The sequence below is a fragment of the Micromonospora echinospora genome (assembly GCF_014203425.1).
Classification (GTDB): domain Bacteria; phylum Actinomycetota; class Actinomycetes; order Mycobacteriales; family Micromonosporaceae; genus Micromonospora; species Micromonospora echinospora_A.
Genome location: NZ_JACHJC010000001.1, coordinates 1,692,437 through 1,707,503, shown reverse-complemented (window position 1 = coordinate 1,707,503; position 15,067 = coordinate 1,692,437). Strand labels below are relative to the sequence as shown.

Genomic DNA, 15,067 nt, shown 5'->3' with positions numbered 1-15,067 from the left:
CGCGCGTTACCGTGACCGCCATGGCGAATCCCGCGCTGACCGCTCTCGACCACACCGGTCTGCCGTACCGGGTCATCCGGCACGGGCCGGTGGCGAGCCTCGCCGAGGCGGCCGCCGCGCGCGGCGTCGAGGTGCCGGACGTCGTCAAGACGATCGTGATCCGCCGCGGCGAGGACGACCTGCTGTTCGTACTGACCCCCGGCGGCCGGGTGATCTCCTGGCCGAAGCTGCGCGCCCTGCTCGGGGTGAGCCGGCTGTCGATGCCGGACGCCGCCGCGGCGAAGGACGCCACCGGGTACGCGCGCGGCACCATCACGCCGTTCGGGTCCAGCACCGCCTGGCCGGTGGTCGCCGACGAGCGGCTGCGCGGCCGGGAGATCACGCTCGGCGCGGGCGAGCACGGCCTCGCCGTCGCGGTCGACGCGGACACCGCGCTGGCCGCGCTCGACGCGACGGTGGCCGACGTGACCGACGAGGAGCCGACGCGCTGACCGGTGGCCGGTGGGCGGCCGGCGGCATAGCGTGGAGAACATGCCGAAAGCCGTCTGGAACGATCTCGTCGTCGCCGAGAGCGACGACACAGTGCTGGTCGAGGGCAACCACTACTTCCCCCGTACGGCCCTGCGCGAGGACCTGATCCGTCCCTCCGACACCCACACGGTCTGCCCGTGGAAGGGCACCGCCTCCTACTACACGCTCGAACACGGCGGCGCCACCAGCCCCGACGCCGTCTGGTACTACAGCGACCCGAAGCCGGAGGCGGAGATGGTCCGCGACCGGGTGGCGTTCTGGAAGGACGTCCGGGTCGTCGACTGACACCGGCTCGACTGGCACCCGGCCGCCCCGGTGGGTCACTATGCCCCCATGGCCGACCCGCACTCCGACCCGTCCGGCACCGTCTACGGGGCCCGCCGCGCCCGTGGCGCCCGTGGTCTCCGGCTGCCGCAGGACCCGCTGATGCGGATCGCGCTGGGCGTCGGCGCGACGGGCGTACTCCTCGGGGCCTTCTTCGCCACCGGCGTGCTCGGCGGCGGCAACGAGCGGCCTGTGGTGCCGGCGGCGGCAGTGCCGACCGCTGCGCCGAGCGAGCCGAGCGTGGAACCGACGGCCGAGCCCACGCCGTCGTCGTCGCCCTCGCCGAGCGCGGCGCCGACCAAGCCCGCCGCGCCGGTGGCCACCCCGAAGGTGCTCCGGGGCGTGCCGTCCGGGCGCTGCCTCGGCGTGACGGGCGACGAGGCCGAGGGCGCGCAGGCCGCGCTCGCCGACTGCACCGGCGGGCCCGAGCAGCAGTGGGTGGTCACGCCGGTCACGAACGACACCTACCTGCTCGTCAACGCCGCGAGCAGCAAGTGCCTGGACGTCAACGAGGCGAAGACCGACGACGGCGCGGACGTGCAGCAGTGGTCCTGCAACGGGCAGGCCAACCAGCAGTGGCGGTTCCAGCAGGCCGGCGAGGGCGTGGCGCTGCTGGTCGCCGTGCACAGCGGCAAGTGCACCCAGGTCGACGACGCGGGCACCGAGCCCGGCCGCGAGCTGGAGCAGGCGCCGTGCAGCGGCGCTCCCGAGCAGCAGTGGGCGGTCGGCTGACCGGTCACCCCCGGTGACTCCGGCCGGTCAGCCGCGGTAGCTCCAGGCCCGCCGGCCCGCGACCACCGGCAGCGCGAACGCGGGCTCGTCGGCGGGACGGCGCCGCAGCAGCAGGGACAGCCCGGCCGCGCCGACGGACAGCGCGCCCGCCACGTACCAGGCCGTCGCGTAGTCGCCGAGCCGGTCCCGGACCAGGCCCGCACCGGTGGCCGCGAGCGCGGCGCCGAACTGGTGCGCGGCGAACACCCAGCCGAACACCACAGCACCGGACGCGCCGAACCACTCCCGGCACAGCGCCACCGTCGGCGGCACGGTGGCCACCCAGTCCAGCCCGTAGAAAACGATGAAGACAAGCATGCTCGGCCGGGCCGACCCGGCGAACAGACTCGGCAGCACCAGCAGCGACGCCCCGCGCAGCGCGTAGTAGGCGCCGAGCAGCAGCCGGGCGTCGACCCGGTCGGTGAGCCAGCCGGAGGCGATCGAACCGGCGATGTCGAAGAGCCCGACCAGGGCGAGCAGCCCGGCCGCTGTGGTCTCCGGCATGCCGTGGTCGTGCGCCGCAGGCACGAAGTGCGTACCCACCAGGCCGTTCGTGGTCGCGCCGCAGATCGCGAAACCACCGGCGAGCAGCCAGAACGGCCGCGTCCGCGCGGCGGCGGCGAGCGCGCCGACCGCCCGGGCCGCCGCGCCGCCCTCCGGCCGCGGCGGCGGCACGACCTCGGTCGCGCCATAAGCGGGCCGGCCCAGGTCCGCCGGGTGCTCGCGCAACAACCACACCACAAGGGGTACGACCGCCAGCGCGCCTCCGGCCACGACGAGTGCCGCCGTGCGCCAGCCGTGGTCGCGCACCAGCACCGCCAACAGCGGGAGGAAGACGAGCTGCCCGGCCGCCCCACCGGCGGTGAGCACACCGGTCACCAGGCCGCGGCGCTTGACGAACCAGCGTCCGGTCACCGTCGCCACGAACGCCAGGGCCATCGAGCCGGTACCCAGCCCGACGAGGACGCCCCAGCAGAGCAGTAGCTGCCAGCTCTCGGTCATCCCCACGGTCAGGCCACTGCCGACGGCCACCAGCACCAGTGCCGCGGCCACCACCCGGCGGATGCCGAACCGGTCCATCAGCGCGGCGGCGAACGGCGCGGTGAGGCCGTACAGCAGCAGGTTGACCGAGACGGCCGCGGAGATGGTCGCCAGCGGCCAGCCGAACTCGGCGTGCAGCGGGTGCAGCAGCACGCCGGGGGTGGCCCGGAAGCCGGCCGCGCCGACCAGCGCGACGAAGGCGACAGCAGCGACGAGCCAGGCCGGATGCAGGCGGGATCGGGTCACCAGCCGAGTCTCGGACCGGGATGGCCTCGGCGACGAGTGGCCGGAAAGCCATCGTGCGCAATAATCGGGCCATGTCCGTACCGCACCGGGTGGCCGTCCTCGCCCTCGACGGCGTGATCGCGATCGACCTCGGCACCCCGGCCCAGGTCTTCGGCGCCGCCCGCACCGACGACGGCGTCCCCCTGTACGCCGTCGCGACCTGCACCCCGGGCGGGCAGCCGGTACGCAGCAGCGCCGGCTTCCAGGTGCTCCCCGACCACGGCCTGGAACTCCTCGACAGCGCCGACACCGTGATCGTCCCCGGCATCCACGCCGGTTCGCCGCTGCGCGACGGCACGATGGCCGCCGAGGTGGCCGACGCGCTGCGCGCCGCGTACGCCCGGGGCGCCCGCGTCATGTCCATCTGCACCGGCGCGTTCGTGCTCGCCGCCGCCGGCCTGCTCGATGGCCGCCCGGCCACCACCCACTGGGCGTACGCGCCGCGCTTCCGCCGCCTGCACCCCGGCGTACGACTCGATCCCGACGTGCTCTTCGTCGACGACGGGCGCGTGCTCACCTCGGCCGGGGTGGCCGCCGGCATCGACCTGTGCCTGCACGTCGTCCGCACCGACCACGGCAGCGCGGTGGCCAACCGGGCGGCCCGGCGCTGCGTGGTGCCGCCGTGGCGCGACGGCGGGCAGGCCCAGTACATCGAACGGCCGGTGCCCCGGGGCGCGGACCACGGCACCGCCGCCACCCGCGAGTGGGCCCGGCAGCGCCTGCACGAGCCAATGGCGTTGCGCGAGATGGCGGCGCACGCGCGGATGAGCGTCCGCACGTTCACCCGGCACTTCCGCTCCGAGACCGGGCTCAGCCCGGCGCAGTGGCTGCTCCAGCAGCGCACCGAGCACGCCCGGGTGCTCCTGGAGACCACTGACCTGAGCGTCGACCGCATCGCCCGGGACGCGGGCTTCGGCACCACCGCCGCGCTGCGCCAGCACTTCCACTCCCGGGTGGGCGTGGCACCGAGCGCGTACCGCCGGACGTTCCGCCGCCCTTCCCCCGCGGCCTCCCCCGCCCCGCCTTCGCCCGCTGCCCCGCCCTCGCCTGGTCCCGCCGATCTTGGAGTTGTGGCGCCGGGAAGGCCGGACGTGTCGGAGTTGTCCACTGCCACAACTGCATGATCGGCGGCGGGCGGTCTGACGGTCAGGCGAGGTGGGGCTGGCGGCGCAGGGCGCGGAGCTGGGTGAGATGCAGCGGCAGGTGCACGCGGATGTGCAGATCCAGGGCTCTGCCCCACGGCAGCGAGTCGTCCACGTCCAGGTCGAAGCCCTCGCGCAGCACCGTGTCCACAGGTGTCTCCGCCGCCGGGCCGAGCCGCTCGGCCAGCGCGCACAGCTTCTGGCTGGTGGCCCGGAACAGCGCGGCCAGGCCGTCCAACCCGCCGCACTCGGACACCAGCGCGTCCAGTTGGGGCCGGTGGATGGTGTCCAGGTCGTAGTAGGCGAACGGCGAGCCGGCCAGCACCGCCTCAGTCGCCTCGCTCATCAGCTCGTCGTTGGCGGCGAGGTGCGCCACGATCTGCTCAGCGCTCAACTGACCCTCCGGCGGCGGCCCGAACCCGCCCGCGTCGATCTCCGCGAGCAGTTCGTCGTACGCCTGCCGTAGTGCCGCGACGTCCACCTCGTCCATGTGTCGCATCCAACCCCCGCCGCTGCCGCGCCCACCCCGGCTACCGCGCCGGGTTCACCCGGACGGGTCCGGACAGGCGAAAAGGCCGGCACCCCGTCTTGGGGGTGCCGGCCTTTCACGTGTGTCTGTTACTTGTTCCAGTGTTCGGCGACGAGGTCGGCGGCCTGCTGCTCCCACTGGGCGTAGTGGTCGGGGTAGGCGGAGACCTGGACGGTCTGGGCGGCCTTGGTCAGTGGCATGTCCTGCCAGCCGTCGACCTGCTTCAGACCCTTCAGGAACGCGGTGGTGGAGTATTCGGGGTCGGTGATCTGCTCGACCGTGCCCCACCCGCTGGAGGGGCGCTGCTGGAACAGGCCCTGCGAGTCGTGGTCGTTGCGGTCACCGAGGTGGCCGAGGTTCTCCAGCTTCGACTCCTGCAACGCGGTGGCGATGGAGACGACGGCGGCGCGTTCGTCCATGCCGGCCTTCTTCGTGGCCGCGATGATCGCCTTCACATTCGCGGTCTGCTCGTCGTTCAACTCGATGCGCGACTGGTTGCCCTGCACACCGTGCGGGATCAGCTTGTCCGACTGGACGGTGGCCGTGACCGGCTTGGCGTTGGCCGTGGTGTCAGCCGCGTGCGCGGCGACCGGGCCGGCGAACACGCCACCGGTGAAGGCCAGACCAGCAATACCCAGGACGCTCTTACGCAGAATCGTGTTCATGATGGGGCTCCATTCGGGGGATCGACGCCCACACCGACAGGGGGTTCGGCGCGGGTGCGAGCACCGTCAGGCGCTCAACAGAAGTCTTCGCGGGGGATCTCGGCTGCTCGCGGGGCCCGGGGGCCTCGGCGCGGCGCCGGAAGGATGTCCAACGACCCGCGGCCCGGCGTCATTCCCGGGGCCTCACGCCACCGGCGGGGCGGCGCGGGTTCACGTCGTCGGAACCAGGCTCAACGACCGGCCGGGCGAGATGATTCCCGCGGCTCACGCCGCCGCAACCGAACTCAACGACCGGCAGCCCCGGACCGTTCCCATACCCGCCGCCGCCTTGAGGGGGCGTGGCCTTGCTCGGTCAGTCACCTGATTACAACGCCACCGACCCGCCCACGATTCCACCACCAGAGTGCCACCCACCACCCCCGAACCGGACACCCACCCCACACGCGCCAGATCCTCACCGCGCCCAGCCGGGCACCTCGCTCTGCGCCCCGTGCTCAAGGAGTTTGCGGCACCTTCCGGGCGCCCGCGAGACCACAAACTCCTTGATCACCCCCGAAGAGGCCCTTCCCAGGCCCCCACACAGGGGTTGATCATGAGGTTGGCGGCGGCAAAACGGACACCGAGTGCCGTCAAGTTCATGATCGACGCCCTCGGGCGGGGTGTGGCTGGACGGGAGCGCAGCGGCCGCCGACAGGCACGCGATCTTGCAGTTCGAGCCCTCCGGGCGTCCCATTCGCGCGGTTTGCGGGGTACCAAAGTGCAAGATCGCGCGCGGCCCCAGGGAGCCCTGGGCGGGTTGGGGCGCCGAAGAAACTCCCCCGAGGAGCCTTGGGTCGGCGATCTTGGAGTTGTGGCACCTCGCGAAGGGTGTAAACCGGGCATCCTGGGCGCCACAAGTCCAAGATCGACGAGGGGAGCGCGAGGGCGTCAGCGGCGGCCGTGGCGGGCGCGTAGGTAGTCGGACACCACGTACTCGCCCAGGTCGTCCAGGTCTGGGGTGAACATCCGGCCACCCGAGCGCCGTGCCACCGCGTCCACGAACCGGCGCAGTCCCGGGTCGTCGCCCAGCATGAACAGGTTGAGCGTGGCGCCGTACCGGGTCAGCCGGTCCACCTCCCGGATCGTCGCCGAGATGGTCTCCGGCAGCGGCGGCCAGTGGAAGTACGCCTCGCCGTCCTCCGGGTCCAGGTGCGCTGTGGGCTCGCCGTCGGTGACCACGAGCACCACCGGCTCGGCGCCCGGATGGCGGCGCAGGTGCCGGCCGGCGAGCCGCAGCGCGTGCTGCAGATTGGTGCCCTGCTGCATGTCCGGCTCCACCGCCGCCAGCTCCTGCTGGGTGAGCGGCATCGCCTCCCGGCCGAAGCCGACGATCTGCAACGCGTCCTGCGGGAACCGGGTGGCCATCAGATGCGACAGGGCCAGCGCGGTCTGCTTCATCGGACCCCAGCGGCCCTGCGAGATCATCGAGTACGACAGGTCGACGCAGAGCACCACAGCCGCCGACGCCCGCCGCTCGGTCTCCACCACCTCGAAGTCCTCGACCGCGAGCGGCACCGGCACTCCGGGCCCGGCCCGGTGTACCGCCCGGGTGAGCGTGCGCACCACGTCCAGCGGCTGCTCGTCGCCGTACTCCCAGGGGCGGGACGCGCCGCTCACCTCGCCTGCCGCGCCTGCGGTGCGGAGGTCGTGCTGGCCGCGCGGGCCGGCCGTCAGGTCGGCGAAGACACGCCGCAGCGCGGTGCTCGCGAGGCGGCGCAGCGCCTTCGGGCTGAGCGTCAGCCCGTCCGCGTCGCGGGTGACCCAGCCCTGGCGGCGCAGCTCGCGTTCCAGCTCCTGCAGCCGGCGTACGTCGTCGGCGGCGTCGCGGCCCAGCGTGCGGGCGACCGCCTCCACGTCGACGTCGTCGAGCGTGCCGCCGGACTGGTCCTGGTCGAGGGAGTCCAGCAGCTCGTCGAGTTCGGCGATCTCGTCCAGCGCGCCGGTGGCCTCGCCGTAGCCGAGCGGCTGGTCGCCGCGGACCCGCTCACCGCGCTGCCAGTTGAGGTCCGGCCGCAGCGACCGCAGGTGGGCGTCGAGTTGGGACAGCTCACCGGCCAGCCGGTCGCCGAGCGACTGGCGCATCAGTCCGGCCAGTTCCTCGCGCTGCCGGTCGGACAGCGACCGCATCAGCCGCTCACCCGCGGCGGCCCGGCGGGCCAGCACGTCGATCAGCTCGTCGACGTTAGTGGGCCGCTCGGGGAAGAACTCCCCGTGCCGGCGCATGAACTCGGCGAACGCGTCGGTGGTGTCCTCCGACCGCGCGTGCCGGGCGAGCAGGTCGTTGAGGTCGCGCATCATCTCGGCGAGCTGCCGCTGGGCGGCCGGGTCGGCGGCGGCCCGCGCCGCGTCGCGCAGCCCGGCGAAGCGCTGCTCCAGCACGTCGCCACGCAACCCGTCGAGGATACGCTGGTACGTCTGCCGCGCTTCGGCGCTGGCCCAGTCGTACCCGGAAAGCTCCGACACCGCGCGGGCGGTGGAGCGGGGCAGGTTGTCGAGCACGGCCTCGGCGAACCGGGCGTCGTCGCCGTCGCGGCCGCGCAGCTCGTCGCGTTCGGCGGCGAGCGCCTGGTCGAGCAGCGCCCGGGCCCGGGTGACGGCGCCGTCGAGGTCACCGCGGCGCAGCGCCTCGCGACGCATGCGGCGGGCCCGGGCGGCGAGGTCGTCCAGCCCACCCCGCCCCTGCGGGCCGCGCCGCAGCAGCTCGCGAAGCGACTCGCGCAGGCTGCCGCCGGCGAGCACGTCCGAACCGACCGCGTCCACCGCGGCGCGCACGTCGTACGGCGGGGCGAGCGGGTCGGGTCCGCCGCGCCACTGCCCGTACCGGAAGCGGTTGCCGCCGGCCACTGTCAGTCCCGGTCCCCGTAGACGGTGCGCCCGGAGTCGGTGACGTCCTTGCCGAGCCGCCGGGTCAGGTGCAGTCCTTCCAGCACGAACTCGATGCCGGCGGCGGCCTCCTCCGGGCTGGGCGCGTCGCCGAGCCCGAGCCGGTCGAGCACCTTGGCCAGCCCCGGTACGGTGCCGACCTGGCGCAGCAGCTCGGCCGAGGAGACCAGTTCCCCGGTCTCGACGGCGCCGCCCTCGGCGACGAGCGCGGTGAAGCCGGACAGGTCCAGCCCGGCCAGGCGGGCGCGGAACGTCTCGGCGGTGGCGGTACGCAGCAGGTGCGCGAGCACCTCGATCTCGCGTCCCTCCTCGCCGCTCTCGAACTCGACCTTCCCGCGCAGCGTGGAGGTGACCGAGACGGTGTCCCCGATCCGGGCCACCGGCGCCTCCGGACGAGACGCCGACGACGCAGCACCGCCACCCGAGGCGACGGCAGAGGCACCGGCCAGCAGACCGGAACGGCGCAGCGCGGCGGCGGCCACTGTCTCCGCGGCGGCGATGGCGAACCGGGCGGACACACCGGAGCGCGGGTCCACCGACGGCGACTCCCGCACGTCGCGGGCGAACCGGGCGAGCACCTCCAGCACGTGCTCCGGCACGGCGGCGACCAGATCGGCCTCCTGCCGGATCAGCGCCAGCTCCAGTTCCAGGTCCAGCGGGTAGTGGGTACGGATCTCCGCGCCGAACCGGTCCTTCAGCGGCGTGATGATCCGGCCCCGGTTGGTGTAGTCCTCCGGGTTGGCGCTGGCCACCAACAGCAGGTCCAGCGGCAGCCGCAGCTGGTAGCCGCGGACCTGGATGTCGCGCTCCTCCAGCACGTTGAGCAGCGCCACCTGGATGCGTTCGGCCAGGTCGGGCAGCTCGTTGACGGCGAAGATCCCCCGGTTGGTACGCGGTACGAGCCCGAAGTGGATGGTCTCCGGGTCGCCGAGCGTGCGCCCCTGGGCGAGGCGGATCGGGTCGACGTCGCCGATCAGGTCACCGACGCTGGTGTCCGGCGTGGCGAGCTTCTCGCCGTACCGCATCGAGCGGTGCAGCCAGCCGATCGGCAGGTCGTCGCCGGCCGATTCGACGAGCGCCCGGGAGGCGGGCGTGATCGGGTGCATCGGGTGCTCGTTGAGCACCGAGCCGGGGATCACCGGGGTCCACTCGTCCAGCAGCGCGCCGAGCGAGCGGATCAGCCGGGTCTTGCCCTGCCCGCGCTCGCCGAGCAGCACCATGTCGTGCCCGGCGAGCAGCGCGCGCTCGACCTCGGGCAGCACCGTGTCCTCGTAGCCCACGATGCCGGGGAAGCGGTCCTCGCCGGAGCCCATCCGGGCGAGGAGGTTGTCTCGGAGTTCCTGCTTGACCGTGCGGTACTGGTGGCCGGCCGCACGCAGCGCGCCGAGTGTGCTCGGCAGCTCGGCGGGCGGAACCGGGGGAACCTGGTTGGGAGCGGTCACCCGATCCACGCTAGCGCGGTCCGGCTCCGGGTGCGCCTGTCGTCGTATCCACGACCCTGACGCACCCGGAGCGCCGCTCACTTCCCGAGGCGGGCGCGGACCATCCGGGGCACGGCGGCCAGGCCGGTGACCGGGCGGAACGCGCGCGCGGCGGCGACCAGCGCGGCGTACTCGTCGTCGGTCAGGTCGATCTCGGCGGCGGCCGCGTTGCGTTCCATCTGCTCGACCCCGGAGGCGCCCGGGATGGCCACCACGTTGGGGTGCCGCAGCACGTACGCGAGCGCGATCTGGCTCGGCGTGGCGTCGTGCGCGTCGGCGACCTCGCGCAGCGTGGCGATCAGCTCGGCGCCGCGTTCCAGGTTCTCCGGCAGGAAGTACGGGTTGGCCCGGCGTACCGCCCCGGCGGGCGGGTTCGTGGCGTCGTAGCGGCCGGAGAGGAAGCCCTGCGCCAGCGGCGAGTACGCGATGACGATGCGGCCGGCCTGCTCCGCGTACGGGATGAGGTCTTCCTCGGGCCCGCGGTCGATCATGCTGTAGCGGACCTGGTTGCTCAGCACCCGGCGGCCCAGCGCGGCCTCGGCGAACCGCCACCGGCGCAGGCCGTAGTTGCTGACGCCGACCTCGCCGACCAGTCCGACGTCCTGCAGCGAGCGCATGCCGCGCATGGTGGTGGTGTCGGCGACCACCGGGTTGGCCTGGTGCACCTGGTAGAGGTCGATGCCGTCGACGCCGAGCCGGGCGGCGGAGGCGACGGCGCGCTGCTGCACGACGGGGGCGACCGGCAGCAGCGGGAAGATCTTGCTGGCGACCACCACCTTGGCCCGGTCGTCGCCGAGCGCCGCGCCGAGGATGCGCTCGCTGCGGCCGAAGCCGTACAGCTCGGCGGTGTCGAACAGGGTGACGCCCAGGTCGAGCGCCCGTCGCACGATCTCGGCGGCCCGGCGCTCGTACTCGGAGCCGTAGCCCCACTCCTTGGAGCCGAACTGCCAGGTGCCGAGACCGATCTTGGAGATGGGCTTGGGGGTGTCGAGCCGCACGTAACGCATGAGGCCGAACGTACCCGCGCCGCGGCGACAGCACTCCGCTGCGGACAGAATGGCCTCGTGACTTACCTCGCCAGCGACGACCGTTACCAGGAGATGAGCTACCGGCGCAGCGGCCGGAGCGGGCTGAAGCTCCCCGTGATCTCCCTCGGCCTGTGGCACAACTTCGGACCGGACCGGCCCTTCGAGCGGCAGCGCGACATCGTCCGCCGCGCCTTCGACCTCGGCATCACCCACTTCGACCTGGCCAACAACTACGGCCCACCGCCCGGTTCGGCGGAGGAGAACTTCGGCCGGCTGGTCGCCACCGACCTGAAGCCGTACCGGGACGAGCTGGTGATCTCCAGCAAGGCCGGCTACCTGATGTGGCCCGGCCCGTACGGCGAATGGGGCTCGCGCAAGTACCTGATCTCGTCGCTGGACCAGTCGCTGCGCCGCCTCGGGCTGGACTACGTCGACATCTTCTACTCGCACCGCTTCGACCCGGAGACTCCGCTGGAGGAGACGATGGGCGCGCTCGACGCGATCGTCCGCTCCGGCAAGGCGCTCTACGTCGGCATCTCCAACTACGACTCGGAGCAGACCGAGCGCGCCGCCGAGATCCTGCGCGACCTTGGTACGCCGCTGCTGATCAACCAGCCGTCGTACTCGATGATGAACCGCTGGACGGAGAGCGACGGCCTGCTGGACACGCTGGAGCGCGTGGGCGCCGGCTGCATCGCGTACAGCCCGCTCGCCCAGGGCCTGCTCACCGACCGTTACCTCACGGGCATTCCGGCCGACTCCCGGGTGCGTACGAGCGTCTTCCTCAACGAGAGCGACCTCGACGAGGAGACGATGGCGACGGTCCGCGGGCTCGCGGCGGTGGCCGAGCGGCGCGGCCAGACGCTGGCCCAGCTCGCTCTCGCCTGGGCGCTGCGCGACCCGCGCATGACCAGCCTCATCATCGGCGCGAGCAGCGTCGCGCAGTTGGAGGGCAACGTGGCCGTGCTGGACAACCTCGACCTCGCCGGTGACGACCTGGCCGAGATCGAGGGCCTGCTCGGCTGAGTCACCAGATCCGGCGCCGCCCGGCGCGGTGGTTGCGGACACCGCACGGCCGCCCGGGCGGCGGGCCGCCGGTCCGGTTCAGCCGCACCCCGACCACCGCTGCCGCGAGCAGCGCGACGACGAGCGCCGCCGCGCCGACGACGAGCGGCCGGGACAGCGGTCCGCCGTCGGTCACCGTCGCCACCGGCACCGCCGACTCGTCGTCGGTCGCCGCCCCGGCGAGGGTACGCGGAGGCGACGCGCTCGCCTTCGGCGCTGCCGGTGACGCGTCCGGCTCACCGCGGGCCGCCCGGAAGATCACGTCCGAGCAGGAGTAGTAGGTGTCCTGGGTGTCCGAGTTCTGCCAGATGACGTAGACGATGTGCCGGCCGGTGCGGTCAGCCGGCAGCCGGCCCCGCATCTCGTACGCGCCGGAGCGGATCGGCGGGTCGGTGACCTGAAGGAACGGCTTCTTCTCCAGCTCCGCCCAGGTCAGCCGCTGCTGCGGCGAGTACGAGCCGGTGGTGACGTAGTACCGGAACGTGCCCTGGTGCGGGATGGTGGTGCGGTAGCGGAACGTGTGCCGGGCACCGGCGGTGAGCGTGGTGGCCGGCCAGTCGGCGCGCGGCAGGTCCAGCCCTCGGTACGCGGAGAGCCCGCCACTGCACAGCTCCCCGTCCGGGATGAGTTCCCGGTCCCGCCCGTCGACGCGGGCCACCCGGATGTTGTCCCACTCGCGTACCGCCGCGCCGGCGGCGATCGCGGCCCGGCACGCGGCCGTCTTCGCCCGGCCACCCTCCGGCCCGCACGCGGCGGCCCGGCTCAGCGGGCTGGTCGGCGCACCGTGCGCGCCGGCCGGTGTGGCGCCGAGCGGCACCGTCACGGCGACGGCGGCGAGCGCGGCGAACGCGCGGCGTGCGGCCATGTGATCGACCTCCTGCGCACTGGTACGGCCGCGAGGCGTCAAAGGTTCGATCCGCGCCGATCGGCCGGGCCGGTGTGACCGAACGGACAGGCGGGGCGGCGGGGCGCGTGCAGGGGGACCTACAGTGACCAAACCCTGTGATCGAGGAGCGTCCCTTGCCCGAGCCGGAACCGTCCCCCGAGCCGTCCCGCGCCGCCCCGGCGGACGGGCCGACGACGGGCGACGTCCCACCTGCCGCCCAGCCGTATCTGCTGGTCCTGCCCACCATGGAGGGCGCGCCCCCGCCGGTGCCCTGGCCCGGTGCGGAGGGGCAGCCCGGCTGGGCGATTCCGGTCACCGTCCCGCCCGGCACCCAGGGGTACGCGCTGTTCGTCCCGCTGGTGCCGGCGACCGGCCAGCCGAGCGCGGTGCCCGCTCAGGCGACAGCGCCGGCCGTCGAACGCTCCCCGGCGGAGGGTGCCGCCCTCTCCCCCGCCACCGGCGACGCCGCCAGGACGCAGCCGGCTCCCGCGGGCGCGGGCGTGTCCCCGGCCGGGGACGGTTCGACGAGGGCGGCTGATCGTGGAGAGCCTGCCACCGCACCGGCCGACCGTCCGGCGGGGCCCGTCGCCGCCACACCGGACGCTCCCGGCACACCGGGGACCCCGAGCACGCCGCCGCCCCCCGGTCCGTCGCCCGCACCGAGCACGCCGCCGGTCCCCGGTCCGTCGCCCGCACCGGGCACGCCGCCGGTCCCCGGTCAATCGCCCGCACCGGGCACACCGCACGCTCCGGGCATGCCACCGCCTCCCGGTCGGCCGATGGGCGCGCCGCCGTACCCCGGCCCGGGATGGACCGGCCACCCGCAGGCGCCGGTCTGGGCGCCGCGACCGCCGACGCCGCGGACCTCGTTCCTCGGCGCGCGGTGGCCCGGCCCGAAGAAGGCGACCGGCCGGGCCGCGCCGCTCGCGGTGCTGGCCGGCGCGGTCGGCAGCGCGGTCTTCGTGCCGCTGGGCCGGGTCGGCGTCGGCTGGTTCCTGGGGTGGCTCACGCTCACTGTCGCGGTGGTGCTGGCGGTCCGCGCGAAGACCGCTGACCTGCCTCGCGCCGACCGGCTCATCCGGGCCGGGTGGGCGGCGGCCGCGCTGGCCCTGATGGCCGTGCCGGCGTTCCGCAACGCCTGGTGGCTCGTGACGTTCTGCGTGCTCGGCGCGCTGGGCTGCGCCACCCTCGCGATCATCGGCGGGCGGCTGGTGCGGTCGATCCTGTTCGGCCTGGTCGCCACGCCGTTCGCGGCGCTGCGCGGCCTGCCCTGGGTACGCCGGCACGTCACCACCTCGGCGTCGGCGGCGACGGTCAGCAAGGTGACCGTCTCGGTGGTCGCCACAGTCGTGGTGCTCGTGGTCTTCGGCAGTCTGCTCGCCTCCGCCGACGCGGCGTTCTCCGAGGCGCTCGGCTCGCTCGTTCCCGAGACCGACATGGGTTCGGTGTTCAGCTGGGTGTTCCTGGCAGTGGTGGGCGGGCTGATCGCGGTCGCCGCGGTCTACACGATCGCCGCGCCGCCCGACCTGTCCACCGTGGACAAGTCCGGCGAGCGGCGGATCGGCCTGCTGGAGTGGGCCCCGGCCATCGGCGCGCTCGTCCTGCTGTTCGCCGGCTTCGTGGTGGTGCAGTTCACGGTGCTCTTCGGCGGGCAGCGACACGTGCAGCGGGTCGCCGGTCTCAGCTACGCCGAGTACGCGCGGAGCGGCTTCTGGCAGCTGCTCTTCGTCACGCTGCTGACGGTGGCGGTGCTCGGTGGCGTGGGCCGCTGGGCGCGCCGGGAGCGGCCGGTCGAGCGCGTCCTGCTGCGTGTGCTGCTCGGGCTGATCAGCGCGCTGAGCGTGGTGATCGTGGCGTCGGCGCTGTCCCGGATGTGGACGTACCAGAAGGTCTACAGCTTCACCGGTGAGCGGATCTTCGTGATGGCGTTCGAGATGCTGCTCGGCACGGTCTTCCTGATGATCATCCTGGCCGGCGTCCGGTTCAAGGGCCGGTGGATTCCCGGCACCACAGTCGCGCTGGCGGTGGCGATGCTGCTCGGCCTGGCGGTGCTCAACCCGGAGGACTACGTCGCCCGGCGCAACACGCTGCGGTACGAGCAGACCGGCAAGATCGACGCCTGGTATCTGCGGGCGCTGTCCGCCGACGCGACGCCGTCGCTCGCCAAGCTTCCCGACCCGGTACGCCGGTGCACGCTGAGCTGGATCGCCGACGACCTCGCCGAGCCCGACCCCTGGTACGCCTGGAACCTGGGCCGCCAGCGCGCCCGCAAGGCACTGGAGGAGGTCGGCCCGCAGGCGGTCGGCGGCCCGAAGGACTGCCGCCGCGCGGACCAGTTCGACCTGCCGAAGACGCGGAGCCCACGCTGACGTTTCTGACCGGGCCGCGGATCGCCGC

At 73.7% G+C, this 15,067-nt stretch carries 13 protein-coding genes; 6 read left to right on the top strand and 7 right to left on the bottom strand.

What is annotated here, in order from left to right:
• Positions 1 to 20 precede the first annotated feature (20 nt).
• The 3 genes from FHU28_RS08175 to FHU28_RS08165 are packed head-to-tail and all read left to right on the top strand — an operon-like array spanning position 21 to position 1,587.
• Positions 21 to 491, top strand: coding sequence for an aminoacyl-tRNA deacylase (locus tag FHU28_RS08175; protein ID WP_184682438.1), 471 nt, complete (start codon positions 21 to 23; stop codon positions 489 to 491).
• Positions 492 to 531: 40 nt separating this feature from the next.
• Positions 532 to 816, top strand: a complete 285-nt coding sequence (locus FHU28_RS08170; protein ID WP_030501939.1) for a DUF427 domain-containing protein — start codon at positions 532 to 534, stop codon at positions 814 to 816.
• Positions 817 to 864: 48 nt separating this feature from the next.
• Positions 865 to 1,587, top strand: a complete 723-nt coding sequence (locus FHU28_RS08165; RefSeq protein WP_184682436.1) for an RICIN domain-containing protein — start codon at positions 865 to 867, stop codon at positions 1,585 to 1,587.
• 27 nt (positions 1,588 to 1,614) lie between these two features.
• Here the strand turns inward: FHU28_RS08165 and FHU28_RS08160 are convergent, their stop codons facing one another.
• Positions 1,615 to 2,913 (bottom strand): MFS transporter, encoded by a 1,299-nt coding sequence (locus FHU28_RS08160; RefSeq protein ID WP_184682434.1) that lies wholly within the window; start codon positions 2,911 to 2,913, stop codon positions 1,615 to 1,617.
• A 71-nt stretch (positions 2,914 to 2,984) separates the two neighbouring features.
• On the opposite strand from FHU28_RS08160, the gene FHU28_RS08155 reads away from it, so the two are divergent.
• Positions 2,985 to 4,076 carry a GlxA family transcriptional regulator gene (locus FHU28_RS08155; RefSeq protein ID WP_184682432.1) on the top strand — a complete coding sequence of 364 codons (1,092 nt, stop codon included), beginning with the start codon at positions 2,985 to 2,987 and terminating at the stop codon, positions 4,074 to 4,076.
• A gap of 22 nt (positions 4,077 to 4,098) precedes the next feature.
• Here FHU28_RS08155 and FHU28_RS08150 read toward each other — a convergent pair whose 3' ends face one another.
• The 5 genes from FHU28_RS08150 to FHU28_RS08130 all read right to left on the bottom strand — a co-directional run bounded on the left by FHU28_RS08150 (position 4,099) and on the right by FHU28_RS08130 (position 10,698).
• Positions 4,099 to 4,575: a hypothetical protein gene (locus tag FHU28_RS08150; protein ID WP_184689344.1), complete on the bottom strand. Its 477-nt coding sequence runs from the start codon at positions 4,573 to 4,575 to the stop codon at positions 4,099 to 4,101.
• A gap of 137 nt (positions 4,576 to 4,712) precedes the next feature.
• The gene (locus tag FHU28_RS08145; protein ID WP_184682430.1) at positions 4,713 to 5,288 is read right to left on the bottom strand and encodes a hypothetical protein; all 576 of its coding nucleotides are present in this window, start codon (positions 5,286 to 5,288) and stop codon (positions 4,713 to 4,715) included.
• A gap of 927 nt (positions 5,289 to 6,215) precedes the next feature.
• Positions 6,216 to 8,171, bottom strand: a complete 1,956-nt coding sequence (locus tag FHU28_RS08140) for a vWA domain-containing protein (protein WP_184682427.1) — start codon at positions 8,169 to 8,171, stop codon at positions 6,216 to 6,218.
• Positions 8,172 to 8,173: 2 nt separating this feature from the next.
• Positions 8,174 to 9,661: a magnesium chelatase ATPase subunit I gene (locus tag FHU28_RS08135; protein WP_184682425.1), complete on the bottom strand. Its 1,488-nt coding sequence runs from the start codon at positions 9,659 to 9,661 to the stop codon at positions 8,174 to 8,176.
• A gap of 68 nt (positions 9,662 to 9,729) precedes the next feature.
• Positions 9,730 to 10,698 carry an aldo/keto reductase gene (locus FHU28_RS08130; protein ID WP_184682423.1) on the bottom strand — a complete coding sequence of 323 codons (969 nt, stop codon included), beginning with the start codon at positions 10,696 to 10,698 and terminating at the stop codon, positions 9,730 to 9,732.
• 57 nt (positions 10,699 to 10,755) lie between these two features.
• On the opposite strand from FHU28_RS08130, the gene mgrA reads away from it, so the two are divergent.
• The gene (gene mgrA, locus FHU28_RS08125; protein WP_184682421.1) at positions 10,756 to 11,745 is read left to right on the top strand and encodes an L-glyceraldehyde 3-phosphate reductase; all 990 of its coding nucleotides are present in this window, start codon (positions 10,756 to 10,758) and stop codon (positions 11,743 to 11,745) included.
• 1 nt (position 11,746) lies between these two features.
• Here the strand turns inward: mgrA and FHU28_RS08120 are convergent, their stop codons facing one another.
• Complete coding sequence (locus FHU28_RS08120) at positions 11,747 to 12,649, bottom strand: lytic polysaccharide monooxygenase auxiliary activity family 9 protein (RefSeq protein WP_184682419.1); 903 nt, start codon at positions 12,647 to 12,649, stop codon at positions 11,747 to 11,749.
• A gap of 776 nt (positions 12,650 to 13,425) precedes the next feature.
• Here FHU28_RS08120 and FHU28_RS08115 point away from each other — a divergent pair.
• Positions 13,426 to 15,039: a DUF4153 domain-containing protein gene (locus FHU28_RS08115; RefSeq protein ID WP_311773541.1), complete on the top strand. Its 1,614-nt coding sequence runs from the start codon at positions 13,426 to 13,428 to the stop codon at positions 15,037 to 15,039.
• Positions 15,040 to 15,067: the final 28 nt, after the last annotated feature.

Coding starts and splice junctions, on each gene's coding strand:
- FHU28_RS08120 (WP_184682419.1), bottom strand. CDS start 12,649: ATGGCCGCACGCCGCGCGTTCGCCGCGCTCGCCGCCGTCGCCGTGACG.
- FHU28_RS08145 (WP_184682430.1), bottom strand. CDS start 5,288: ATGAACACGATTCTGCGTAAGAGCGTCCTGGGTATTGCTGGTCTGGCC.
- FHU28_RS08130 (WP_184682423.1), bottom strand. CDS start 10,698: ATGCGTTACGTGCGGCTCGACACCCCCAAGCCCATCTCCAAGATCGGT.
- FHU28_RS08175 (WP_184682438.1), top strand. CDS start 21: ATGGCGAATCCCGCGCTGACCGCTCTCGACCACACCGGTCTGCCGTAC.
- FHU28_RS08115 (WP_311773541.1), top strand. CDS start 13,426: ATGCCACCGCCTCCCGGTCGGCCGATGGGCGCGCCGCCGTACCCCGGC.
- FHU28_RS08155 (WP_184682432.1), top strand. CDS start 2,985: ATGTCCGTACCGCACCGGGTGGCCGTCCTCGCCCTCGACGGCGTGATC.
- FHU28_RS08165 (WP_184682436.1), top strand. CDS start 865: ATGGCCGACCCGCACTCCGACCCGTCCGGCACCGTCTACGGGGCCCGC.
- FHU28_RS08170 (WP_030501939.1), top strand. CDS start 532: ATGCCGAAAGCCGTCTGGAACGATCTCGTCGTCGCCGAGAGCGACGAC.